Origin of the sequence: Parageobacillus caldoxylosilyticus NBRC 107762, from assembly GCF_000632715.1 — a bacterium.
Classification (GTDB): Bacteria; Bacillota; Bacilli; order Bacillales; family Anoxybacillaceae; genus Saccharococcus; species Saccharococcus caldoxylosilyticus.
The window spans coordinates 42,780-67,308 of the sequence record NZ_BAWO01000024.1; the positions used below are offsets into that span (position 1 = coordinate 42,780).

Below are 24,529 nucleotides of genomic sequence, written 5' to 3' on the forward strand. Positions count from 1 at the left end.
CTAAAGGATGAATTCATCTCCACCTTTTTCAATCCCATTTCTTCCCGCATGGAATATTTTTGTGTACGAAAGGTGTAAAAAATGACGGAATCTTCGTCTGGAGCCATGATGTTTTTGTAGTTTCATTTTCAATTTTTGATAATTGGCGACAGCTATTTCGCACTCGAACACAGAATTTTGTACCTAGAAGATACCATTGAAAAAACCATCGCTTTGTTGATGTCATCAAAAACGGCAATCCGTTTGTTCCATTGAGAAAACTATGATTGCTTTGCGATTGAAGTTTTTCGCCGACAAAAACAGGAAGGAGAGATGCTCTACTCGCTCTAAATGTTTAGACAAGTGATAATGAAGATGAGAATACATCTCATCATTCCTTTCCGTGATCGTACAAAAATACAATACGCTCTCCCGTCTTGTTTTCCCAATAATGGGACACAACCGCACGGATGGCTTCTCCGCTCGCTTCAAACAAAATTTCTTCGTAATCGGACACAATTCGTTCCTCGTTGATCTGAAAAGCGAACCGTTCCTTTCTATATTCCTTTCCCGATTCGATACAAAGGGATGTCACATATTTTTCGGGAATCACCGAAGCAATCGAAACAGCCTCCGCATGGTTGTTCACTAAGCGAAATTCCTCCAAAGAAACGTATTGGACATCAGCGATGCACTCACTAAGCCCCATGCAGACAGTATATACACTTCGGTGTTGCTGTATATAATCGATTAACTGTTGAAACAAAGACTGCTCTTTTACATGGACATAGCAGCGAAAATGCGGAAACCGCAAAAACTCGGTACGGATTTGCGTCCGCGCCCCTTCGCGCCGTTGCTTTGGAACCCATATATTTCCCTTCGTATTGACATGGTTCAATCCCATCCGTATTTTCCGAACTGGGCTCATAATGCGAATCGCCATGTTGACCGTTTCATGATTCACATAGCTCAAATATGCGTTTTCCTCTTTTCCCAAACCAATAATGGCCCCCAATATGCCAAAAAAAGATGTGGGCGGAATGATCGAATAAGTCAAAGGCGATGACGTAGAATAGATTTTGCGAAAATGTCCGAAATCCGCACGAATATCAAATACAAGCACATTCATGTCCTTCATTCCTTGCTATTTGACCTCTACTGGAATTCTAGCAGCTTTCAAACTTTCGATAATATCTTCACTGCACACAAGGCGATCATCTTTTTTGATCTCCACTCTTTCAATTTTCTCTTTTTCTTTTTCCATAACACGGATCAATGGTGCAGTATCGAGCACATAGTCGGACACATCGCGGATTTCCTCATCGACTTTTTCTGAGTGCAAAGAAATATATTTATCTAGCTCGCCGATATGAAAATGTTTTTCCTTATAGACAACACGAAGCAATAAGCGGGGAATTTGTCCTGCTTTAGAGCGCGAAATCAAATTTTTCGTGCCATTCCACATCGCATCGAACAACAATTGCACATCTTCTTCCGTCAGTTTCGTATACGCGGCAGCCGTTTCATTGATAACCCCGTAAAAGGCAATAAGGGAATAAGGGAGAACATATTCTTCCCGGAATGTTTTTTGCATCATCCCGCTTCCCGATGCAAAAGCGCCTGTTCCTTTAATATATTCCAGTTTGACTGTGTGAAGCGACTGCCCCATTTTGAATTGAACCGGTCCTGTATGGGTAATAGAGCTTTTTTCTTTTGCGTTTTTTTCGATAGGCAGCGTCACGCCAAACAGACGAACATCAATGCACTGACGCAATATCTCCTCATTAATAATCCGTTTCATCTCGGCAAGCGACAGTTTGGATTTATCCAATTTTTCGCCGTCTTTGACTAAAAAATCTTCCGCCCGCATTTTCGCATCCTGGATGTACTCATTTTCTCCCGCAATTTCGCGCACAAAAATTTCTTGATGACAATAATCATATAAATAGTCTCGAATGGTGCGCTTTAGCCGAACATCTGTTACAATGTTTCTTCCCGTTTCTTCATCAATCCTTGGTTTATTCTCATCAACTGGATCCCCGTTTGGATTGGCCCATTGTACATCATATAAAAACAATAGTTCAGAGCGATTTTGCAGCATATTATGCCTCCTCCTTTGCCATTAATGATTCTCTAACCTTCGAAACTAGATTCATGCCGCAAGCAAAATAAAAATTCAATTCATCTACTGACATTTTCCACCTTGAGGATGAAAACAAAAATAAAGTGGAAATTTCCTCAGCTAACTGCTTATGGATAAAATGATAGGATTCATACTCTTCCAACTTATTGATTACTTTCGGAAGCAGCCCTTTTACGGCCCGCTCATCCATTTTCAGCCCCATTAATTGCTTTAGAAAAGGCTTGCTGCCGTACTTGTTTTGTTGAATGTCGAGAAGCATTTGCGTCAATGAACCAAGCAGAAAAACAGCTTTCTTTTCCGGAGTATCTAGCTGCTTTCCATACTTTTCAAACAGCGCACCAAATTTTTCGCTCATGGCAGTTCCTCCTTTAACCGGCAACACACCAGCCTGCTCTAAAAATACAATTATGGCAATAGCCTGCCTCGTTTTATAAAAGAAAGACGGTTCCCCTGATTGGTAAGCAGGCAATTCTTTGCGCAACTGTTCCATAATGAATTTGGCCAAAAAAGAAATAGAAAGCGACCGCTTTTTGAATACCGACTCGACGATGTGCAAAAAATATTTGTCGTACGAATTATGGAAGAAAGTCCGGATAAATCCAAAATGGAATGAATGATTTCCTTCCGCATATAGATGTTGTTCGACATAGGACTTGGCTTTGAACAGTTCGCTGATTCTTGAAGGCAACACATCTTCGATCAAAAGCAGAATTCGTTCCGCACTTTGAATTTTTTGCAAGAATAATAGCTGGATAGAAACGACATTTTTCATATCCTTCAACATGTCCATGACATCTTCTTCCGTGGTCATAAACGATTCAATCTGCTTCTGATGCATCCGCACTCCTTTTTTATGGGAAGATAAATATTCCAACACCTCTGCAAAACCATCATCCTCTGCAACAGGAACGATCGGCTTGGGGATAAGCAAATAGGAAAATCCATAAAATTGAAAACGAAGATTCTCTTCAATAAATCTTCTTCCTTCTTCAATATATGACTTACAAGAAAGACAAACAGGATAATTTCTCCACGCCTTTTCTTCATCCAATCCTCCGGTGATAAATCCCGGCTTATCAAGCGTATAAAAACGAAACACCGACATTTTGCCAATAACAGTATCTTTCCGCTGCCCGCAAATGGAACAAACTTGATTAGACGCGGATAATTCCAAATCCTTTTCATTGATCAAAAACAGAAACGCATCACGAAACTCGGGAATATCATAGAGATACGACCCGTCCACCTTTAAAGAAAGAATCGTCCTTTTACTAGAAAACGACAACTTGCTTTGTAATTCTTGCAAAATGCGGTCTTTTTCTTTTTCCAATACTTCTTGAATGCCACGGAAGAAGTCATTTCTATTGACTTTGCACATTTTCTTAAACCATCCTAACACTTTTTGCTGGTACGTATTCTCTACTGTTGTGATTTTGGCTGTAGGCGAGTAGTTTACCCCGCGGGAAGAGCCGCTGCGAAATAAATATTTACGAAAATCAGATTTTTGTTCCTCTACTTCACAGCCTTCCCAAGCAAATGCACCGTCGCTCCCTCTTTGAAGAAGAATATGTATGCAATGGGGATAGCCTGGGTTTTCAATAAATTGGTCGATAGCTTCTCGGTACTTTCCTCCCAATTCTATACACCCTATTCGTGCTATTGTCTCTATCAACATACCACCCCATCATCATACTTTTTTACTACATTGTACCAAAATAGCACAAAAAAAGAGAATTGAATTTTTAAATTTTGTGTTTTGCGAAATGAATGGTTATATCAATGAAAAACAAAAAAGAAGAGGTCGCATTCAACTGCCTCTTCTTGCTTTCACTATTAGTAAAATTTACCTATCACGGCTATTTTTCCGCCTACGCCTTTTGGCAAACAGGATACCAGCTCGATCGGGGAAGAAATTTGATCATTCATTTAGTTCCCATTCCTTATAGGTAAGATAACCGTTTGGATTGGTTAGCTTTCCATCATATTTCTTTCAATTCCTTATAGTTAAGATACAAACTCCTACTTTCAGAATAGTTTCAATTCCTCATAGTTAAGATGCAAACGATATTTTCAATATCATTATATTACTTTTCATTTAGGTTGCAATTCTCCGTCGTTACGATCACCCCAAAAACGGTGATGTATTAACGTTTTTCTAATATAGTTGTGTCCAAGTATACGCCATTTCGAAAACTTCGTCAATAGATGAAAATGCTGATGGCTGCAGGGAGGAAAGGAAAAAAGAAGTCCCGTCGATCCTCTGCGCTTTTTGCACGATTGGAAGTCGACGACAATTTTTCGCCATGGATAATATTATTATATGACAGAACGATCATCCGCTTTAGAAGAAGACATAACGAGCATGAAAGAACGTTTAACCATGTAGAAACAGCTATTTGTGTTTCTCGATGAAAAAGTCAATGAAACAAAAGCAATCAGCGAAGCCGTCCACCATGGTCAAGAAGTCCTCACTGCGAAGTATGGCGTACTCTTCTCTTGATGTCCACGAACGGAAAGGAAAAACCACCCAAAGCATGTGTTAAAGACTAGCTACTTGCCCTCTAATTGGGCGAACAGCGGCAGGCACTGTTTACGATGAAAAAGAGGAAGGAATACGGCCCTTCCTCTTTTTTTGCTATGATTTTAAGCCTTTTGGTGTTACTTTATTTTCTAGCTTCCGCAATAAAAGATCAAATAAAATCGCTAAAATCGCTGCTGGGATGGCACCGGCCAAAATCAAATTTTTATCGGCGATCCGCAGTCCGCGGTCAATGAGATCGCCTAAGCCGCCGGCGCCGATAAAGGTTGCGAGCGCCGCCACGCCGATCGTCAAAACAGTAGACGTTCGTACGCCTGCCATAATCACTGGCAAGGAAAGGGGAAGCTCGACCATCCATAAAATTTGCCGCGATGTCATTCCCATTCCTCGGCCGGCATCGACAAGCGCGGGATCGACTCCAAGGATGCCTGTATACGTATTGCGCAAAATCGGAAGCAGTGCATATAACGTTAACGCAATAATAGCCGGCAATTTCCCGATTCCAAAGATCGGAAGCATAAATCCTAACAAAGCAAGGCTTGGAATCGTTTGAATAATAGCAGCGATGCCGATGATTGGTTCAGCCAGCTTTTTATATCTTGTCAAGACAATGCCAAGCGGAACGGCGAATAAAATCGCAATGATCATCGCGATTCCGGAAAGCAAAATATGTTCTTGGAAAGCGATCCAAATCTCTTGTTTTCGTTCTATCAGCGTGTTTAGCAAATCCATTTCTCATCCCACCTTCACGGTTGCTTTTGAAACTCCCATTCCGCCAGCCCGCGCATCATGCTCGATCTCGTGATGACGCCGACAAGGCGATCCCCGTCCAATACAGGGATGGCGCTGACGTCCCGTTGATGGAAAATTTCCGCGACGTCCGTCACATCAGCATCCTTTGTTAGTGTCGTCACATCGAAATCAGCAATGTCCGCCACAAGAAGATGTTCCTGATGATAATGTTTTTCTAGTTCTTTTAATGTCACGACACCAAGAAAGGATTGCTTTTTATCCGTAACGATTAAGCTGTCTACTTTTTTCTCTTTCATAAACCGGAAGGCCTCGGCCAATCCGCGCTTCGGCGATACCGTGGCGATGGAATGGGACATTAAATCTTCCGCTGTCGGCACGGCTGTCTGTCTTTGTGCCAGACGGTTCTCTCCAATAAAGCCGCGTACGAATGAGTTGGCAGGACGGCGCAAAATTTGATCCGGCGTAGCAAATTGTACGATTTCTCCGTCTTTCATAATCGCAATGCGGTTGGCAATTTTAATGGCTTCATCCATATCATGGGTGACAAACACAATTGTCTTTTGAATTTCTTCCTGCAATTTCACAATATCCTCTTGCAGCTGTTCACGGCTGATCGGATCGAGCGCGCTAAACGGCTCATCCATCAAAATGATGTCAGGCTCTGCGGCAAGGGCACGAATGACGCCGACCCGCTGCTGCTGGCCACCGCTGAGTTCCGACGGGTAGCGATGTTTAAACGTTGCTGGATCTAATCCGACAAGATCGAGCAGTTCGTCAACCCGTTTTTGATAGGCGGACGGCTCCCATTTTTTCAGTTTCGGCACTAAAGCGATATTTTCCGCAATCGTCATATGAGGGAACAGCCCGATTTGCTGGATGACATAGCCAATGTTGCGTCGAAGTTCCACTGGATTCATTTTTGCAATGTCCTGCCCGTCAATATATATCGTTCCAGACGTCGGTTCAATCAGGCGGTTAATCATCCGCATCGTCGTCGTTTTTCCGCATCCGCTTGGCCCGATTAAAGTGACCAATTCTCCTTTTTGAATTTCGAGATTAATATTTTTCAATGCGACAAAACCGTCGTCATATTGTTTCCATACATTTTCAAAGCGAATCATCCTCATCCCACCTTTGCTATGAGAAAACATTAATCTATCAATCCTTCTGCTTTCAAAAAGTCAATGGCCACTTGTTTTGGACTTTTTCCTTCCATATTTACTTGCGCGTTGAGTTCCATCATTTTTTCATCCGTTAAAACACCTTCGAGCTTATTCAAAACTTTCTCCAATCCAGGGTTGGCATCAAGTGCTTCTTGACGGATAATCGGCACAGCGTGATAAGGCGGGAAGTAGTGTTTGTCATCTTTAAGCACAACGAGGTGGTATTTTTTAATGCGTGCATCGGTCGTATAGGCGGTAATGACATCGATATCGCCGTTTTTTGCCGCTTCATACTGCAAGTCAGGATCAATGTTGGTAGTTTTCTTAAACTTAAAGCCGTATGTCTCAACTAACCCGTCATACCCGTCGCTCCGCTCAAAAAATTCCGCATCGGAGCCGAATACAAGCTGATCAGATTTCTTAGCGAGGTCGGAGTACGTTTTTACACCCAGTTTGTCGGCAAGTTCTTTGCGCATTGCGAGGGCGTAAGTGTTGTTAAAGCCGAGCGGCTTCAGCCATGCGATGTTAAACTTTTCTTTATACTGCTTTTTCGTTTCTTCATAAATTTCTTCCGGTGTTTTCGATGGATCGTATTTGTTTTTTAAAATGTTTAAGTAGCCAGTACCCGTATATTCCACGTATAAATCGACATCTCCCTTTTCCATGGCCTGCTGCAGCATAAACGCGCCGCCCAAACTATCTTCCACTTCTACGTCTAAATCGGTGTTCGCCTTCAAATATTCGGCAAGCAAGTGGGTTAAAATCACCTGTTCAGTAAACTTTTTACCCGCGACAACAATTTTCCCTTTCTCCGCTTTTTCGCCAGCTCCGCAGGCGCTTAAAGTGAACAACATGGCAGCGGATAAAAATAGAAACAAGCATTTTCGCAATGAAATTCCTCCTTTATGTGATTATGCATGCGTTATTGATATAGATTGTGCTGAAGTGATGTGCAGTGGCAAGGAGAGGCCATAAAATGGGAATAACGGGTGAAAACGGTCACAATAATAGCATATCGTCAATTGGATGTTGTTTACAAGTTTGGTATAGAGCTATATCTTTGCATATTTACCAATTTGCCATGTTGACTCAGGAGCAGATTCCGTATTCTTAGAAATGCTCTGATATACTCCCGTATCCTCAAAATTCAATAGGAATTATGGGAAAGAAAACAAAATAGCGATGCATGAAATAAGGGATGGCAACACAAAATGTGAAAATGCCATCCCGAGTTTGTTGGCAACTTTTATCATTCTTGATGCATCAATCGTCAGCCATTCTTCGCCCGTGTATGTAAAAAATAAAGCGGTATGATGCTTCTAAGCGCCATACCGCTTTATTTTTTACATATGCATATGATGAGAATGGCCGCCGATCGATGGATCGAGCATTCCAAAAATCATGGCAATATGGGCTACTACTAAAAATATACCAACGAAAGTGGAATGATATTTCAACTTTTGTTCCTCGCTCCATCTCCGCCCGATTATGCCTAAATCGATTAGACTTAATCCCAATAACGGAAGGACTCCCATTAAATAGAATCCTACCGCAATGATATCAATCCATCCGCGCCATTCCCCATTCAATGTAAACGGAATGACAGCATTAACAAATAAGTAAATAAAAATTACTAAAAAGTAAACACCAACAATGATGCTGCATATTTTGTTGACTTTACGCATCATTCCATCGAAACGGCGAGTAAAAAGAATGGCTAGCTCCGTTATTGCAATGGTCTCCGCAAGAGCAACGGGAATAGCCATAAATAAAATCAAATTCCAAGGTTGATTCACCGCTAACAGTTCCATGTAATGCGTCATGTTCATCCAATCACCCCCGGCATTTTGTTGACACATCTACATCTATTAACTTTAATCCCAATTTGTGCATTTTCTTTGGAAAATTTAAGAATAATTTATGGCAAAATTCACTGAATCCTCTATGTTGCAAGCGCCAGGTGGAGGAATATAGGAAGCACCGAAAAACGGTGATATGGATGTGATTGCCTCCTATACAACAGATGCATCCGTATTAAACCATTTGGATATTGGACGATGACCGGCCTGTTGGCGTCATCATGCGTTCAAGCATGATACATGGCCAGTGGAATGAGAATTTCGCAGATAAGTGAAGGAGGCTGACTCAAAGGCGAATTCAGCGACCTTTTGAGCCAGCCTCATATCATATGCTTATTTGATTACTGTTACGTTTCTCATGTACTTTAGACTTTACCTCTACCGCTTCTTTCTCTCTTCGCTCCATCCATACGCAGGGCGCTGGGCCGATTCCCGCCAAGTCCGGCTGCCACGGACAAATGGAATGCTGGCGAGAAGGTCATTTCATTGCTTTTTGAACGAACAGATTGTGTTGGTAATCGGCGCTTTTACCACGTGGAGATACGCCGCTTGAAGGGCAGGCATAACTTTATCATAGCGGAGAACATGTTTCGTTTGCGAGACTGATTTGGAAACATCCGCTGCGGTTTCCGCCGCTTTCGCTCCTTTGATCCCCGCTTTGCCGGCTATTCCTATCCCTTTGACCGGAGGAATAAGAGAAGCCAATAGCATTCCTCCCGCCAGCCAGCGGTCTCCTGCCGAAATCCGTTCTCCGGTGATCGGTCGTATTCTCTAAACAATCGCTGCACATCATACCAGCCAAGGAGCTCTAAGCCAAATTCTTTCATGTTATCCGCAAGAGTTTGGTCTGCCTGTCTTATTGCCGCGGCTGTTCGATACAGCAGTTCTTCCGCTTCATTTAGCTTTTCTTCATAGCAGTGGAGCCAATGAATCAGCTCGTCTTTGAGCTCATAGATGGCATCAGAACCGATGCCGGTAATCTCTATCACTAAAGAGGGAAGTTCCCAGGAAAGCGAGGTCCGCGCACGACAGCAGGCGTCTTCCGCATCGGGAACATGCTTCGCTACCGTTTCCAGTTCTTCCGGATTGATTCGAATCATAGTCATTATAGCTCCTCTATCTTTCGTCGAATTTGGGCGATTTCCCTGCTGATTTCATGAAGAAGTTCATCTGCAGTTGCATAAATATGTGCCTCGATTTGCCGCAAAAGTCCCGGTATACCAATTCATACGCTTCCCTCGACTCTCCCTGCTAATACGGAACATCCTCCTCATTGCGCGATAAAAGGCACGAGTGCCTTGATGAAACTCCTCGATCGCTTCTTTGACTTGCCCCTGATAGGACTCAAGGCAATCGATCATCGTCTCGTAGACCCTGTGTTTCACTTCTTTTTCAATCGATTCCAATAAAGACGACACCCTGATTTCCTCTCCCCCATTTACACACTATTTAAATGGTAACACAAGGAAAATAAGGATAAATCATGATATATTCCTGTTTTGCCAGATGGCAATCAGGACTTTTTCCTTTTTCCTTATTGATGATTCTGCCATGTGCAACATGTCAAAGTTCCTCCGAAAACAACCTGTTTGCGGAACAAACTTTTTCATACATGGAACGATCACGTTGAAGAGAATGATCAGAAAGACCAAAATGAAAAAACCAAACAGCCATGCAGAAACGATGATGATGTCCGTTCCGCCCCATCCAATGGTTGACGAGACGAAATAGATTGTTCTTCGCCGGAAGAAAACAATCCTAGTTTCTTTGCTTTGGCGTAATAGTATTCCTTTCTTTCACGCATGTGGATTATCCAAAACATCAATAGAAAGTTTTTTAAAATAAAGTAAAAGCTGGCTGTATATAACAGCCAGCTTTTGATTGTTTATCGTTTATTCATTTCTTCTATTAACAACTTATTAACAAGCGGCGGGTTGGCTTGTCCTTTTGTCGCTTTCATCACTTGGCCAACTAAGAAGCCAAGCGCGCGGTCTTTACCGTTTTTATAGTCTTCGATCGATTGCGGATTGGCGTCGAGCACTTCAATGACGATTTTGCGCAATGTCGCTTCGTCGGAAATTTGCACAAGCCCTTTTTCTTTGACGATTTTTTCTGGGTCTCCGCCTTTTTCAACGAGCTCTTTAAATACCTTTTTCGCGATTTTCGATGAAATCGTGCCATTTTGAATGAGCTTAATCATGCCGGCCAAGCTTTCCGGCGTCAACGCGATCTCATGCAGTTCTTTTTGCTCGGCGTTTAAGTATCCCGACACTTCGACCATGAGCCAGTTGGAAGCCAGTTTCGGATCCGCTCCGTTTGCCACCGTCGCTTCGAAAAAGTCGGCCATTTCTTTTGTCAGCGTCAGCACTTTCGCATCGTATTCCGGCAGGCCAAGTTCTTCGATGTAGCGTTTTTTGCGCGCATCCGGCAGCTCTGGAATCGATGCGCGGACGCGCTCTTTCCATTCGTCATCGATATACAGCATGACAAGATCCGGCTCTGGGAAGTAACGATAGTCTTCCGAACCTTCTTTCACGCGCATGAGCACCGTTGTTTTCGTCGCTTCATCAAAGCGCCGCGTTTCTTGCTGGATGACGCCTCCGGAAAGCAAAATTTTCTCTTGCCGTTTCGCTTCGTATTCCAAGCCCATACGCACGAAGTTAAACGAGTTTAAGTTTTTCAACTCTGTTTTCGTACCAAATTCGGTCGCGCCAATTGGACGAAGGGAAATATTCGCGTCGCAGCGAAGCGAACCTTCTTCCATTTTACAATCGGACACGCCTGTATATTGGATGATTGATTTTAATTTTTCCAAATACGCATACGCTTCTTCTGGGGAGCGGATATCCGGTTCTGACACAATCTCAATTAATGGAGTGCCTTGTCGGTTAAAATCGACAAGCGAATAACCGTCGCCGGTATGCGTTAATTTTCCGGCGTCTTCTTCCAAATGAATGCGAGTGATGCCGATTTTTTTCTTTTTGCCGTTCACTTCAATTTCAATCCAGCCGTTTCTGCCAAGCGGCTGATCGTATTGCGAAATTTGATACGCTTTCGGGTTATCCGGATAGAAGTAGTTTTTGCGGTCAAATTTCGTTTCGGTCGCGATTTCGCAGTTTAGCGCCATCGCCGCTTTCATCGCAAATTCGACTGCTTGTTTGTTCAACACTGGGAGAACCCCTGGGTATCCTAAATCAATGACGTTCGTTTGCGTGTTTGGGGGCGCTCCGAACGCATTTGGGCTGCTGGAGAAAATTTTCGATTTTGTCTTTAGCTCGACGTGAACTTCAAGACCAATGACCGTTTCAAAATTCATCATGTTTCCCCCCTTATAACGCTGGTTTTTGTTTATGATAGTCGGTCGCTTGCTCGAACGCATGGGCGACACGGTAAATCGTGCTTTCATCAAAATGTTTGCCGATAATTTGTAATCCGACCGGCAAGCCGTTCACAAAGCCGCACGGTACAGAAATGCCAGGAACACCGGCAAGGTTTACTGGAATCGTTAAAATGTCGTTTGCATACATTGTTAACGGATCGTGCGTTTTTTCGCCGATTTTAAACGCTGGCGTCGGCGTCGTCGGCCCGATAATGACGTCGTATTTTTCAAATACCTTTTCGAAATCTTGTTTGATTAATGTCCGCACTTTTTGCGCTTTTTTGTAATATGCGTCATAATATCCGGAACTTAACGCGAACGTACCGAGCATGATGCGGCGTTTCACTTCATTTCCGAATCCTTCGCTGCGCGTTTGTTTGTACATATCAATTAAGTTTTTCGCATTATCCGTGCGGTAGCCGTAACGAACTCCGTCAAAACGGGCAAGGTTCGCGGACGCTTCCGAAGAAGCAAGCAAATAGTAAGTCGCTAGCGCATACTTTGAGTGTGGAAGCGATACTTCTTCCCATGTCGCTCCTAATTTCTCCAACACTTTTAATGCATCAAGTACGGATTGGCGAACTTCTTCTGATACGCCTTCGCCTAAATATTCTTTCGGCACGGCGATTTTTAGGCCTTTAATGTCACCGGTAAGCGCCTCTACATAATTTGGCACTTCTACATTTGCTGATGTTGAATCCATCGGATCTAAACCAGCGATGACTTGCAATAAGTAGGCGTTGTCCTCTACCGTACGCGTAATCGGGCCGATTTGATCAAGTGAAGAGGCAAACGCGACAAGTCCGAAGCGCGATACGCGTCCGTATGTTGGCTTCAAACCAACAACGCCGCAGAACGCTGCTGGTTGGCGAATCGAACCACCCGTGTCAGAACCTAAAGCAAACGGTACTTCGCCTGCCGCTACTGCCGCAGCGGAACCGCCGCTGGAGCCGCCCGGCACACGCTCTAAATCCCACGGGTTGCGCGTCAGTTGAAAGCCGGAGTTTTCTGTGGAAGACCCCATCGCAAACTCGTCCATGTTTAATTTTCCAATCGTAATCGCACCGGCTTCATGCAAGCGCTCCATGACCGTTGCGTCGTAAATCGGGTCAAAGTTATACAAAATTTTGCTTGCACATGTTGTGCGCAATCCTTTTGTCACAATATTATCTTTAATACCAATCGGCATGCCAAAAAGCGTACCGAAATCGTTTTCTTCTTTCGCCAGTTTGTCATCTAACTCTTTCGCTTTCGCGCGCGCGTTTTCCTCATTTAGTGTTAAAAACGCTTGCACTTTTTCTTCCACTTCGCCAATGCGGCGGAATGATTCATCGACTAAATCAGAAACAGAAATTTCTTTTTTATGTAATAAACGATGTAATTCGGAAATTTTATGGTCAAATAATGACATTGCTTCCCCCTCCTTACTCTAAAATCGCTGGCACGCGAAACTGACCGTCTTGGTGATCCGGCGCGTTTTTCAGCACTTCCTCGCGCGGAAGTCCCGGTGTCGGCACATCTTCGCGCATGACGTTTTTCATATCAAGCACGTGTGATGTTGGCGGAACATTTTCTGTATCGAGCTCGTTTAATTGTTCAGCAAACGTAATAATCGCGTCCAACTGCTTCGTAAACATTTCTGCTTCTTCGTCCGTAATCGCCAAACGCGCCAAATGCGCTACATGTTTTACTTGTTCAATAGAAATTCTCGACATCTTTTTCACCTCCAATGAGTTCGACCTATCACAATACTATGATGATACCAAACTTTCATCGAATGAAGCAACATTTGCCGCATCCTGTAAAAGAAAACAAAAATGAGGCTAAAAAATAATCAAGGTAAAACCTACTATTGCTTGATAAAACCGAACGTACGTGCTATATTAAAGGAAAGACATTATTTTTTGAAAAGAGACAAATCGATGACTGATGTACTTCCCCAACAAATATTAGATCGCCTTGGGAATATGGGAGACACCCTGCATCGTCTAAACGACGAACAACAGCGGCTGGAAACGGAAATAAAAGATTTACGCAACGGACAACAACAGCTAGAAAACGAAATAAAAAATCTGCGTGATGGGCAAAAGCGGTTAGAAAAAGATGTAAAAGATTTACGCGATGGCCAAAAACGCTGGAAAATGAAGTGAAAAATTTACACGATGGTCAAAAATGTTTGGAAAAAGAACAGGCTTATTTGAAATCCGGGCTAAAGGAACTGAACGAACTAATGACGGCACTTCTTTACCGGCAAGATAAAACAGATGCCAAACTCGAAGCCCTCGCAATGGACGTACACAACATCCACGGTGAAATCGCTTCTCTCAAACAAGGCCTTCATAAACTTGAGAAAAAAGTAGATTCCCATTACCAACAACTGAACGAACAGCTAAACAATATTAAGCTTCTTGATGTCGATTTTGCTGTTCATAAAACGACGGAGAATGAGCGAGAGATATATAAAATGAAAAGCAGGCTGTTTTAGGCATTTATTACCAAACAGTTCTCGCCCTCTATTTTTTATAAAAAGGAGAAGTAGCCAGCATGGATATCATGTTTGACCATATCGTTCACTTTACGAAAAATCCGGAAGAAGCGAAAACCGCGTTTCAGCTTATCGGATTTCACGCAATAAACGGTGGAAAACATCTTTCTTGGGGCACGTATAACTGCTTGAACTACTTTACAGGACTGCGATATATTGAATGGATCGGCTTTACAGACTTTGATAAAGCAAAAACTTCCGACAACGTATTAATCCAGCAAATCGTCGCAGACTCCCATAAAGGAGAAGGCTTTTCGCAATTGGCATTCCGCACGGACGATATCGATGCTGTCATCGCCCACATCCAGGCAAAAGGACTAAAGCCGATTGGTCCGTTTTCCGGAAGCCGAAAACGTGAAGACGGTAAAGTATTAAGCTGGTCGATGCTATTTATTAAAGACGAACAAGATGATACATGCCGCTACCCATTTTTTATTCAGTGGGGCGAACCCGAAGAGGTCCGCACGAAAGAAATGGCTCCTCTCATGCAACACAGGATCGGAATTCCATCCCTTTCGTATATTGGGATGAATGTAAGTAACCTTGATGAATCATTGCAAAAATATTGCCGTTTATTTGATGTACCGCGCCAGTCTGTAACGGAAAGCAGCGATGAATTTGGCACCTATTCCGAACTTGTTATCGGAAACATAGCGGTCCGCTTTTATGAGGCAAAAAGCCTCGCTATCTCCATCGACAGCGCTCTCATCAACCGTCCGTTTTTATGCGGAATCACCGGAATGCCAGAAAATAAAGTTATCCATATAAAAAATGGGATCTATCATTTTTCTGTGTAGCGTTTCATCAAGCGGAATGGCTTCTACAGGAGCAGGACAACAGCTAAATTTGGAAACTCATACAATCTCATTAAAAACACACCCATGAATGGCCAGCGAACACCTCTTTTGCCCATTTTTCAAGAAAAGGAAGCTCCTCTATAGCAAGTATATTACGATATGCTCTTAAAATTTTAACATCGGGTCCGTACCTATGCACTGCGATTGGAAAAGAAATTTATTTTGCGTTTACTCCGATATTGTTTGGAATTGTTGTTCGGCCAGTTCTCTGTAGAGCGGATGAGTTTGCAGCAATTCGCTATGTGTTCCTACTCCGGTGATGGTCCCATTCTCTAATACAACGATTTGGTCTGCGTTGATAACGGTGGAGAGCCGGTGAGCAATGACAAGTGTGGTTCTTCCTTCCATTAGCCGCTGCAAGGCCTTTTGAACAAGAACTTCCGATGAACTGTCTAGGTTTGAGGTTGCCTCATCAAGGAGAAGAATTTTTGGATTGCGTATAAGGGCGCGGGCAATGGCGATTCTCTGTCGTTGTCCACCTGATAATTTGATTCCCCGTTCCCCAACTTCCGTCAAATATCCTTTTGGAAGCCGCTCAATAAATTCCGCTGCATTTGCCAGTTTGGCTGCTCTCTCTATTTCTTCATCGGAAACGTCTCTATTTAGCCCATAACAAATATTGTCGCGTATCGTTCCTGACATCATTGGACTTTCTTGTGAGACATAACCGATTTGACTGCGCCACGAATGTAAGTGAAAATCTTCAATATTGGTTTCTCCAAGCAATATTTCTCCTTCATCAGGTGTGTAAAATCGCTCTAGCAAAGCAAACAATGTCGTTTTTCCACCGCCGCTTGGACCAACAATAGCCGTTGTTTTTCCTGAAGGAATGGTGAGCGTTACTTGTTTGAGTACAGGCTCTCCCTTTTTATAAGAAAAGGAAACATTTCGAAAATGTATGTCTTGCTCAGGATTTTGCACCGCAGGTAAGTTGTCTCTTGGCTCTTTCTCTAAGGATAAAATGCTTTGAATTCGTTCTGTTGCCCCCATTGCTTTTTGGAATGAGGTGAAAAATACAGCCATCTGACTAAAAGGAACAACAATTTGAACCATATAAATAATGATGGCGACAAGAGAGCCGGATGAAAGCGTGCCTGAGGCTACACGAACTCCGCCATAACCGATTAAAATGACTAAAACGAGCATCATCACAAAGGTCATAAAAGGGGAAATAACAGCCTGTATTCTCGCTTCTTTTAGACCGAATTGAAATAAATGAAGAATCCCTAGTTCCCCATTTTTTTGTTCCTCTTTCTCTGCACAATAAGCTTTTACAAGACGAATATCGGATAACACTCTGCCAAGATTGGCTGAAAAACTGGCCATTTCATCCTGGGTAGCTTTTGAAATTTTGTACATTTTTTGCCCAAGCGGCCAGAGAATGAGAAGCGAAACTGGAATAGCCGTCACCATCATAAGGGTCATTTTCCAGTCGATAATAAGGAGAATGCTAACAGCCCCTCCAACCGAAATGAATCCAGTGAGAAATGTAACTAAATGTTGAGTGATCAGCATTTTTACCGTGTTGGTGTCTTGAGTAATTCGGCTCATCGTTTCTCCAGATTGGTGATGGTCGAAAAAAGAAATAGGCAATAATAAAACTTGATTCCAAAGCTTTTTACGAATTGCTGCAACCACATATTCCCCAATATAGGTGAGGAAGTAGTAAGAAAAGCCGGAAGTGATCGTTTGCAAAATAAATGAAGCCGCAAGCAAAATAATAATCGATGGTTCTACCGTAGATGCAGCGATCTGGTCAACAAGAGATTTCGTAAACCATGGTACAATGAGTCCAACCCCTGTTTCGATCAAACTAAGAGTAATAGCAGTGACAAAAATCCATTTTGGCGGCTTCGTACTCCTAATTAACTCCCAGAAACTTTTCCAATTGTCTATAGGCATATCACGATTCTTCCCCACTCAAATTCACTCCTTCTTTCGCTAAAAATATTTGAACAGATTTTGCAACCCTTTCCTCTTCTTCTTTTGAAAAAGGAGATGAAAACAGCATTGGCTCTTCAGCAAGTTCATCCTCTTTCAAATGAAATCATGATAAATCTTCGCCAAAAACTTCTTTTGCAATTTGACCTGTTTTTCGCAAACTCACCGATTGGATACGTCTTTTTCATCGTTCTCCCCCTCTGACACTATCATAAAACATCACATAACATCGGAATCAATAAAAATGTTTAAATTCAACGAACCGCGCCAACACATAAAAAACCCTCCCCGCCTAGGCAGAGAGGGTTTTTCATTAAAACATTTCCGATACCGTTTTTGCTTGCATATGCAAAATCAAGTAGTCAGGGCCGCCTGCTTTCGAGTCCGTGCCGGACATGTTGAAGCCGCCGAACGGTTGGTAGCCGACAATCGCACCGGTGCAGCCGCGGTTGAAGTAAAGGTTTCCGACATGGAACTCTTCGCGCGCTTTTTCGAGGTTGGCGCGGTTGCGGGAAATCACGGCGCCTGTTAAGCCATATTCCGTGTTGTTGGCAATTTCAAGCGCATGATCGAAATCTTTCGCTTTCGCAAACGCCACAACTGGACCAAAAATTTCTTCCTGCATGATGCGTGCGTTTGGATCCACATCGGCAATTACGGTTGGCTGAATGAAGAATCCTTTGGAGTCGTCTCCTTCACCGCCAGTCATGAGACGACCTTCTTGTTTGCCGATTTCGATATATTCCATGATTTTGTTATACGCCGATTGGTCGATGACCGGACCCATAAATGTGCTTTGTTCTGCCGGATCGCCGACTTTGAGCTGTTTTGTCAGCTCAACGACGCGGTTTAATACTTGATCATACACATCTTCTACGACAATCGCGCGCGAGCAAGCCGAGCATTTTTGCCCCGAGAAGCCGAATGCCGATGCGACAATCGATTGTGCCGCTAATTCTAAATCGGCTTCTTTGTCGACGACAATGGCGTCTTTACCGCCCATCTCGGCGATGACGCGTTTGAGCCAAATTTGGCCTGGATGCACTTTCGCCGCACGTTCATAAATGCGGATGCCGACATCGCGGGAACCAGTAAAGCTGATAAAGCGGGTGCGTGGATGGTCAACGAGGTAGTCCCCTACTTCCGAACCGCTTCCCGGAATGTAGTTTAACACTCCTGCTGGAAGGCCAGCTTCTTCCAACACTTCCGCGAATTTATATGCAACCACTGGCGTTGCGCTCGCAGGCTTCAGCAGCACCGTATTGCCGGTAACAAGCGATGCGACGGTCGTACCGGCCATAATCGCAAATGGGAAGTTCCACGGCGAAATGACGACGCCGACGCCAAGCGGAATGTAGAAAAACCGGTTCGTTTCGCCTGGGCGGCTTTCAACTGGAATGCCGTCTTTTAATTTCAGCATTTGCCGCGCGTAATATTCCATAAAGTCAATCGCTTCTGCCGTATCGGCATCCGCCTCTTTCCACGGTTTTCCCGCTTCTTTTACCATCAATGCGGAAAATTCATGTTTGCGGCGGCGCACAATCGCAGCGGCACGGAACAAAATATCCGCACGCGCTTCCGGCTTTGTTTTGCTCCACCATTTAAATGCTTCATCAGCAACTTTCATTGCTTTTTCGGCAAGTTCTTTATTCGCTTTCGACACGCGGCCGATTACTTCCGTCTTATTCGCGGGGTTAATCGAAACGATTTTCTCGTCGGTTGTGACCCGTTCACCGCCAATAATTAAAGGATAATCTTTGCCAAGCTCAGCTTCGACTTTTGTCAGCGCCTCTTCAAACGCTTTTCGATTCGCTTCAACCGTAAAATCTGTGAGCGGTTCATGCTTATAAGGTTGTACCATCCGTGATTTCCCCCTTTACATAATTTGTAAAAAAGCGTTTACAACCTCTACCTACCATTCTAACGAATAAATCGGCATGATTCAATTTTTTAGAAAAGCGAAAAAACTATTGATAAATATGGACAAACGGCTGATCTGCCTTCGCTTGCCGAACAATAACGCTTTCCGGACCAACCGTGGAGGTGATATAAATGCTTACATTAATATAATCTGGAAACTTTTCCATCACTAATCCGGTCACGTATTGCGTAAATCCGATCACTTCCGCTTTTCCATAAAACGGCATGGTAATGTTAATCGTTAATTGCTGCAGCTGGTCATTCACATATAATCCCTTTCCAACAACTCCGGTATAATTTGGGAAAAATTCTTCAATATCGGATTTAAAGTTATTAAATTTTAACCAGTCGTCGCGGTGATTTTCCTCCGCTTCATCTGACGGGAATAAATAATATTCCTCTTTAATCGCTTCCCAATCATCAATTGTACTGCTTCCTTCATCGACATGGGTAACGGCAAAAAAGTGCCCTGGAATCACGGAAGCTCTCGGTGCCTGTTTATATAAAGCAATCGTAATCGGAACTTCTTTCAAACTTTTCATGCCGCGAAGCCTGGAGAGCACTTCCGCGGCGATGCGTTTTCCTTCCCGTTCGATGACATCGTCTTTTATTTTTTCTTCGCGCGGGTAGCCTTCTTCCGTTTCATAGTAATGAACCGAATTCAGCGCCAGCCCGATGACAACTCCTCCTAACTTCACTTTATCGTCGCTGATTTTCATTAAATAATCATGTTCTAAAATGCTTGCTAAATAAATCGGGCTTTTTTTGTTTTTTTCTTCATTCGTTCCTTTGTCGCTAATAGGCGGATTCAAACCGACGTTTTCTGATGGTTTCACTTTTTTCTTTTTCAGTTGCTCCGCCGTGAGTTTTCGTTGCAGCCAGCGCTGCACCGTTTCTTTATCTAAATATTGGCCTTCTTGAAATAAATAATCTTCCGGCGAAAAACGTTTTTGTGCGATGCGCATCAGTCCGGTTTCAAACTCATCGACGTCTAGGCGCGTATTTAAATCTTCGACTACTTCTCCGCGCGCTCCCGATGGTTGAAACGGCAACACAACACGGTAATAGGAGTCGGAAATATTGTATTTCGGAATGACAGCCTTTTGCTCTTTATCATTTTTTTTCTGTACTACCTCTTCCTCGCCGAATTTTGGCGCACAGGCGGAAAGAAGCAGAAGCAGAGTCATCCATATCATGAACTTTTTTTTCATGTTTCACACCTACTTATTTTGCTCAATTTCTTGCAGAAATCTCGTTTCATCCCAAATTTCGATATTTAGCTGCTTGGCTTTTGCCAGTTTCGAACCGGCATCAGCACCAGCGATGACTAAATCGGTATTTTTACTGACGCTGCCGGTGACTTTGCCGCCAAGCTGCTCAATTTTTTCTTTTGCTTCGTTGCGCGACAACGATTCCAGCTTCCCGGTCAGCACGACTGTTTTGCCGGCAAAGTAAGAATCAACATCGCCAGCCTTTGGCGTTTTTGGACCTTTATATTCCATGTTGACGCCATAAGCGCGCAGTTCATTTAACAGCTCTTTTACTTCCGGTTTCGCAAAATACGCAACAATCGAATCAGCCATTTTCTCGCCGATTTCGTGAATCGCCATCAATTCTTCTTTTGTCGCATTTTGCAGACGGTCCATCGTTTCAAAATGTTCCGCCAGCACTTTCGCCGCTTTGGCGCCAACATAGCGGATGCCTAACCCAAATAGAAGGCGCTCTAACGAGTTTTGCTTCGATGCTTCAATGGCGGCGAGCAAATTGGTTGCTGACTTTTCCCCCATCCGTTCCAAGTTAATTAACTGTTCTTTTGTCAACCGATAAATATCGGCAACATCATGGATAAGCCCTTCGCGGAACAGCTGGGAGATGACCTTTTCGCCAAGCCCCTCAATGTTCATCGCCTGACGCGAAACAAAATGAATGAGCCCCTCGCGGATTTGCGCCGGACATTTCGGATTAATGCAGCGGAGCGCTACTTCACCTTCGAGCCGGACCAACTCACTGCCGCACTCCGGGCAATGCGTCGGCATGGCAAACGGCACCTCTTCTCCTGTCCGCCGGTCCAATACGACGCTCACCACTTCCGGAATAATATCGCCCGCCTTTTTAATCACGACGGAGTCGCCGATGCGGATGTCTTTTTCACGAATGAAATCTTCATTATGAAGAGTGGCGCGCTGCACCGTTGTTCCCGCGACACGGACCGGCTCTAAAATCGCCGTCGGCGTCACAACCCCCGTGCGCCCGACATTTAATTCAATGCCAATCAGTTTTGTAACGACTTCCTCGGCCGGAAATTTATACGCGATTGCCCAGCGCGGGCTTTTTGCGGTTGCGCCTAGCTGTTCCTGCTGTTCAAATGAATCTACTTTGATGACAATGCCATCGATGTCATAAGGAAGTTGCGAGCGTTTTTCATGCCATTCGCTGACAAAGCGAATGACTTCATCGATATTGGCGCATCTCCGCCGTTCTGGATTGACTTTAAATCCGAGCGTTTGTAAATAATCAAGGGCGGCGCTGTGCGAATCGATCCCTAGTTCTTCGGCATTGGCAAGACTGTAGACGAATAAATCGAGATGGCGGGACGCCGCGATTTTTGGGTCGAGCTGGCGCAGCGAGCCGGCTGCGGCGTTGCGCGGATTGGCAAACAGCTCTTCGCCGCGCTGCTTTCGCTGTTCATTCAGCCGCTCAAATGACGCTTTCGGCATATACGCTTCACCGCGCGCTTCGAGTGTCACGGCTTCCTTCAGGCGAAGCGGCAAAGAGCGGATCGTTTTTAAGTTTTCCGTAATATCCTCTCCGGTTACTCCGTCGCCGCGCGTCGCCCCTTGGACAAAATAGCCGTTTTCATAACGGACGGAAACAGCCAGCCCATCGATTTTCAGCTCGCACACATAGGCGACATCATCGCCGACTTCCTGGCGCACGCGGCGGTCGAAGTCGCGCAAATCGCCTTCATGAAACGCATTGGCTAGGCTTAACATCGGAATGCGGTGCTCCACTTTTTGAAACGCATCTAACGGTTGGCCGCCGACCCGCTGCGAAGGGGAGTCTTTCGTTTTGAATTCTGGATATTGTTCTTCTAACGCAATCAGCTCTTGCATGAGCCGGTCGTATTCCGCGTCAGGCACGGACGGACGGTCAAGGACATAGTATTCATAATTGTATTTATTTAACAGTTCGCGCAGCTCTTCAATGCGTGTTTGCGCAGCTTGTCGGTCCATATCCGTTCTCCTTTCTTTACACTTTTGTAATCGGAGCGAACTTGGCAAGCAGCCGTTTAATGCCAATCGGGCTTGGGAAAGCAATGTCCAATTCCTGGTCTTCTCCTTCCCCGCGTACGCTGACTACCGTGCCAATTCCCCATTTTTTATGATCTGCTTTATCTCCCACTTTCCACACCGTCGTCCCGCCGTCAGCCGCCCCTGACGCCATCGTCGTGCGGAAACCGGTCTTTTTTGCCTGGAAAGCAGCGGCGTGCAATGTCCGGCGGTTGATCATTTCCATTAATTCTTCCGGAATTTCGCGAATAAAACGGGATACTGGATTGACATGGATATTTCCAAACAACGTGCGCATTTGTGCGCTTGTTAAAAACAACTCTTCTTCCGCACGGGTGATGCCGACATACGCGAGACGGCGCTCCTCTTCCATCTCGTCCTCATCGTCAAGCGAACGGTTATGCGGAAAAATTCCTTCTTCCATTCCGATGAGAAAGACCACTGGAAACTCCAAGCCCTTTGCGGAATGAAGCGTCATTAGCACAACGGAATCTTCGCTATTGCCATTCGCCTCATTCAGCTGGTCAATATCAGAAATTAACGCCAAATCCGTTAAAAACGCAATAAGCGACTTGTCTTCACTCACATTTTCAAAATGCTTGGTGACCGATAAAAACTCGTCAATGTTTTCCAAACGGCTTTGCGCCTCCAGCGTATTTTCCGCCTTCAGCATCTCGCGGTAACCGGACTTGTCCAGCACTTCTTCAACCAGCTCGGTGACGGAAACGTATTCTTGCAGCTGTGCCCATTGTTCGAGCTGGCGGCGAAATTCCAGCAAGGAAGCGGCTATGCGGGCAGAGAGTCCGATATGCTCGAGCTCAGCGAGCGCTTCAAATATCGATAATTCATTCTCGGAAGCATAGCGGACAATTTTATCGAGCGAAGACGCACCAACGCCGCGTTTTGGCACATTAATGATGCGAAGCAGGCTAATGTCGTCATTCGGATTGGCAATAACGCGCAAATAAGCCAAAATGTCCTTAATTTCTTTGCGGTCATAGAACTTTAAACCGCCGACAATTTGATACGGGATATTGGACTTGAGGAATACCTCTTCAATGATCCGTGACTGCGCATTCGTGCGGTACAAAATAGCAAAATCGGAATAGCGTCGTTTTCCGCTATCGACATATTCTTTAATTTTGCCGGCGACAAATTGTGCTTCATCTGCTTCATTCATCGCTTCATAATAAACGATTTTCTTTCCTTCCGGATTTTCCGTCCACAGCCTTTTCGGCTTCCGGTTGATATTGTTTTCAATGACTTCGTTTGCCGCTTGCAAAATCCGCTTGGTGGAGCGATAGTTTTGCTCGAGCAAAATCACTTTTGCGTTTGGATAGTCCCGTTCGAACGATAAGATGTTTTGAATGTCCGCGCCGCGCCAGCGGTAAATCGATTGATCCGCATCGCCGACAACGCATATATTTTGAAAGCGCGCCGCCAGCATTTTGACCAGCATATACTGCGCATGGTTGGTGTCTTGGTACTCATCAATGTGGATATATTGAAATTTATATTGGTAGTATTCCAATACTTCCGGCACGCGTTCAAACAGCTGAATCGTCGTCATAATTAAGTCGTCAAAATCGAGCGAATGGTTGCGCAAAAGGCGCTGTTGGTATTCTTCATACACATCGCTGACGATTTTTTCATAATAGCTGCTTGCCCGTTTGGCAAATTTCTCTGGAGTCAGCAACTCGTTTTTCGCGCTGCTGATCGTGCCGAGTATCGTGCGCGGCTCAAACTTTTTCGGATCGATATTTTTTTCTTTTAAAATATTTTTAATCACCGAAAGCTGATCGGTCGTATCGAGAATGGAAAAATTGCGGTTGATGCCGATGCGGTCAATATCGCGGCGCAAAATGCGAACGCACATCGAATGGAACGTGGAAATCCACACTTCTTCCGCCGCGCCGCCTAACAGCGCCTGCACGCGTTCTTTCATTTCCCGCGCCGCTTTGTTCGTAAACGTAATCGCTAAAATATTCCACGGAGCCACATGCTTTTCCGCCATTAAATAGGCAATGCGATGTGTTAATACGCGTGTTTTGCCGCTTCCCGCCCCTGCCATAATGAGAAGCGGTCCTTCCGTCGTTTTCACAGCGGCTTGCTGCTCCTTATTTAAATTAGCCAGTAATTTTTCCGACAAAAAATTCACTTT

At 44.2% G+C, this 24,529-nt stretch carries 19 protein-coding genes and 3 pseudogenes; 3 read left to right on the top strand and 19 right to left on the bottom strand.

Annotation, left to right across the window (positions count from 1 at the left end; translation table 11 throughout):
• The 13 genes and pseudogenes from GCA01S_RS21280 to gatC form a co-directional block, all read right to left on the bottom strand.
• Positions 1-183 (bottom strand): annotated as a pseudogene (locus tag GCA01S_RS21280) (CRISPR-associated endonuclease Cas2); the annotation flags it as partial.
• A 187-nt stretch (positions 184-370) separates the two neighbouring features.
• Positions 371-1,108: a type I-B CRISPR-associated protein Cas5b gene (gene cas5b / locus GCA01S_RS07980; RefSeq protein WP_042408870.1), complete on the bottom strand. Its 738-nt coding sequence runs from the start codon at positions 1,106-1,108 to the stop codon at positions 371-373.
• A 15-nt stretch (positions 1,109-1,123) separates the two neighbouring features.
• The gene (gene cas7b / locus GCA01S_RS07985; RefSeq protein ID WP_042408872.1) at positions 1,124-2,080 is read right to left on the bottom strand and encodes a type I-B CRISPR-associated protein Cas7/Csh2; all 957 of its coding nucleotides are present in this window, start codon (positions 2,078-2,080) and stop codon (positions 1,124-1,126) included.
• Between the two features lies 1 nt (position 2,081).
• Positions 2,082-3,797, bottom strand: a complete 1,716-nt coding sequence (locus tag GCA01S_RS07990) for a TIGR02556 family CRISPR-associated protein (protein ID WP_174407484.1) — start codon at positions 3,795-3,797, stop codon at positions 2,082-2,084.
• Positions 3,798-4,757: 960 nt separating this feature from the next.
• The gene (locus GCA01S_RS07995; protein WP_017434392.1) at positions 4,758-5,393 is read right to left on the bottom strand and encodes an ABC transporter permease; all 636 of its coding nucleotides are present in this window, start codon (positions 5,391-5,393) and stop codon (positions 4,758-4,760) included.
• 14 nt (positions 5,394-5,407) lie between these two features.
• Entirely contained in the window at positions 5,408-6,535 is a 1,128-nt protein-coding gene (locus GCA01S_RS08000) for an ABC transporter ATP-binding protein (RefSeq protein ID WP_042408873.1), read from the bottom strand.
• Between the two features lie 29 nt (positions 6,536-6,564).
• The gene (locus GCA01S_RS08005) at positions 6,565-7,431 is read right to left on the bottom strand and encodes a glycine betaine ABC transporter substrate-binding protein (RefSeq protein ID WP_174407485.1); all 867 of its coding nucleotides are present in this window, start codon (positions 7,429-7,431) and stop codon (positions 6,565-6,567) included.
• Between the two features lie 489 nt (positions 7,432-7,920).
• A complete protein-coding gene (locus GCA01S_RS08010; RefSeq protein ID WP_017434395.1) occupies positions 7,921-8,406 on the bottom strand; it encodes a DUF6803 family protein in 486 nt (161 codons plus the stop codon).
• A 412-nt stretch (positions 8,407-8,818) separates the two neighbouring features.
• Positions 8,819-9,542, bottom strand: a pseudogene (locus GCA01S_RS08015) (pre-toxin TG domain-containing protein); the annotation flags it as partial.
• Positions 9,542-9,854, bottom strand: a pseudogene (locus tag GCA01S_RS20885) (DUF5082 domain-containing protein). The pseudogenes GCA01S_RS20885 and GCA01S_RS08015, both read right to left, overlap by 1 nt.
• A 467-nt stretch (positions 9,855-10,321) precedes the next feature.
• Positions 10,322-11,752: an Asp-tRNA(Asn)/Glu-tRNA(Gln) amidotransferase subunit GatB gene (gene gatB / locus GCA01S_RS08030; protein WP_042408883.1), complete on the bottom strand. Its 1,431-nt coding sequence runs from the start codon at positions 11,750-11,752 to the stop codon at positions 10,322-10,324.
• A gap of 13 nt (positions 11,753-11,765) precedes the next feature.
• The gene (gene gatA / locus GCA01S_RS08035) at positions 11,766-13,226 is read right to left on the bottom strand and encodes an Asp-tRNA(Asn)/Glu-tRNA(Gln) amidotransferase subunit GatA (RefSeq protein ID WP_042408885.1); all 1,461 of its coding nucleotides are present in this window, start codon (positions 13,224-13,226) and stop codon (positions 11,766-11,768) included.
• Positions 13,227-13,239: 13 nt separating this feature from the next.
• The gene (gene gatC, locus GCA01S_RS08040; RefSeq protein WP_003253258.1) at positions 13,240-13,530 is read right to left on the bottom strand and encodes an Asp-tRNA(Asn)/Glu-tRNA(Gln) amidotransferase subunit GatC; all 291 of its coding nucleotides are present in this window, start codon (positions 13,528-13,530) and stop codon (positions 13,240-13,242) included.
• A gap of 207 nt (positions 13,531-13,737) precedes the next feature.
• Between gatC and GCA01S_RS20890 the strand changes: the two genes are divergently transcribed.
• The 3 genes from GCA01S_RS20890 to GCA01S_RS08055 are packed head-to-tail and all read left to right on the top strand — an operon-like array spanning position 13,738 to position 15,157.
• Complete coding sequence (locus GCA01S_RS20890) at positions 13,738-13,965, top strand: hypothetical protein (RefSeq protein WP_042408887.1); 228 nt, start codon at positions 13,738-13,740, stop codon at positions 13,963-13,965.
• Positions 13,962-14,300, top strand: coding sequence for a hypothetical protein (locus tag GCA01S_RS20895; RefSeq protein WP_042408890.1), 339 nt, complete (start codon positions 13,962-13,964; stop codon positions 14,298-14,300). Before GCA01S_RS20890 ends, GCA01S_RS20895 begins: the two co-directional genes overlap by 4 nt.
• Positions 14,301-14,359: 59 nt before the next feature.
• Positions 14,360-15,157 carry a VOC family protein gene (locus GCA01S_RS08055; RefSeq protein ID WP_042408893.1) on the top strand — a complete coding sequence of 266 codons (798 nt, stop codon included), beginning with the start codon at positions 14,360-14,362 and terminating at the stop codon, positions 15,155-15,157.
• 228 nt (positions 15,158-15,385) lie between these two features.
• Here the strand turns inward: GCA01S_RS08055 and GCA01S_RS08060 are convergent, their stop codons facing one another.
• The 6 genes from GCA01S_RS08060 to pcrA form a co-directional block, all read right to left on the bottom strand.
• The gene (locus tag GCA01S_RS08060) at positions 15,386-17,137 is read right to left on the bottom strand and encodes an ABC transporter ATP-binding protein (RefSeq protein WP_042408895.1); all 1,752 of its coding nucleotides are present in this window, start codon (positions 17,135-17,137) and stop codon (positions 15,386-15,388) included.
• Positions 17,121-17,258, bottom strand: coding sequence for a hypothetical protein (locus GCA01S_RS19825; RefSeq protein ID WP_223845327.1), 138 nt, complete (start codon positions 17,256-17,258; stop codon positions 17,121-17,123). Before GCA01S_RS19825 ends, GCA01S_RS08060 begins: the two co-directional genes overlap by 17 nt.
• Positions 17,259-17,471: 213 nt before the next feature.
• Positions 17,472-19,019 (bottom strand): L-glutamate gamma-semialdehyde dehydrogenase, encoded by a 1,548-nt coding sequence (gene pruA, locus GCA01S_RS08065; protein ID WP_042408899.1) that lies wholly within the window; start codon positions 19,017-19,019, stop codon positions 17,472-17,474.
• A 106-nt stretch (positions 19,020-19,125) separates the two neighbouring features.
• Positions 19,126-20,289, bottom strand: a complete 1,164-nt coding sequence (locus tag GCA01S_RS08070; protein ID WP_017434404.1) for a CamS family sex pheromone protein — start codon at positions 20,287-20,289, stop codon at positions 19,126-19,128.
• A gap of 9 nt (positions 20,290-20,298) precedes the next feature.
• Positions 20,299-22,311, bottom strand: coding sequence for an NAD-dependent DNA ligase LigA (gene ligA / locus GCA01S_RS08075; protein ID WP_042408904.1), 2,013 nt, complete (start codon positions 22,309-22,311; stop codon positions 20,299-20,301).
• A gap of 16 nt (positions 22,312-22,327) precedes the next feature.
• Complete coding sequence (gene pcrA, locus GCA01S_RS08080) at positions 22,328-24,526, bottom strand: DNA helicase PcrA (RefSeq protein WP_042408906.1); 2,199 nt, start codon at positions 24,524-24,526, stop codon at positions 22,328-22,330.
• Positions 24,527-24,529 lie beyond the last annotated feature (3 nt).

Excerpts from the sequence above, each read along its gene's own strand:
- cas5b (WP_042408870.1), bottom strand. The coding sequence starts at position 1,108 with ATGAATGTGCTTGTATTTGATATTCGTGCGGATTTCGGACATTTTCGC.
- cas7b (WP_042408872.1), bottom strand. The coding sequence starts at position 2,080 with ATGCTGCAAAATCGCTCTGAACTATTGTTTTTATATGATGTACAATGG.
- GCA01S_RS07990 (WP_174407484.1), bottom strand. The coding sequence starts at position 3,797 with ATGTTGATAGAGACAATAGCACGAATAGGGTGTATAGAATTGGGAGGA.
- GCA01S_RS07995 (WP_017434392.1), bottom strand. The coding sequence starts at position 5,393 with ATGGATTTGCTAAACACGCTGATAGAACGAAAACAAGAGATTTGGATC.
- GCA01S_RS08000 (WP_042408873.1), bottom strand. The coding sequence starts at position 6,535 with ATGATTCGCTTTGAAAATGTATGGAAACAATATGACGACGGTTTTGTC.
- GCA01S_RS08005 (WP_174407485.1), bottom strand. The coding sequence starts at position 7,431 with ATGTTGTTCACTTTAAGCGCCTGCGGAGCTGGCGAAAAAGCGGAGAAA.
- GCA01S_RS08010 (WP_017434395.1), bottom strand. The coding sequence starts at position 8,406 with ATGAACATGACGCATTACATGGAACTGTTAGCGGTGAATCAACCTTGG.
- gatB (WP_042408883.1), bottom strand. The coding sequence starts at position 11,752 with ATGAATTTTGAAACGGTCATTGGTCTTGAAGTTCACGTCGAGCTAAAG.
- gatA (WP_042408885.1), bottom strand. The coding sequence starts at position 13,226 with ATGTCATTATTTGACCATAAAATTTCCGAATTACATCGTTTATTACAT.
- gatC (WP_003253258.1), bottom strand. The coding sequence starts at position 13,530 with ATGTCGAGAATTTCTATTGAACAAGTAAAACATGTAGCGCATTTGGCG.
- GCA01S_RS20890 (WP_042408887.1), top strand. The coding sequence starts at position 13,738 with ATGACTGATGTACTTCCCCAACAAATATTAGATCGCCTTGGGAATATG.
- GCA01S_RS08055 (WP_042408893.1), top strand. The coding sequence starts at position 14,360 with ATGGATATCATGTTTGACCATATCGTTCACTTTACGAAAAATCCGGAA.
- pruA (WP_042408899.1), bottom strand. The coding sequence starts at position 19,019 with ATGGTACAACCTTATAAGCATGAACCGCTCACAGATTTTACGGTTGAA.
- GCA01S_RS08070 (WP_017434404.1), bottom strand. The coding sequence starts at position 20,289 with ATGAAAAAAAAGTTCATGATATGGATGACTCTGCTTCTGCTTCTTTCC.
- ligA (WP_042408904.1), bottom strand. The coding sequence starts at position 22,311 with ATGGACCGACAAGCTGCGCAAACACGCATTGAAGAGCTGCGCGAACTG.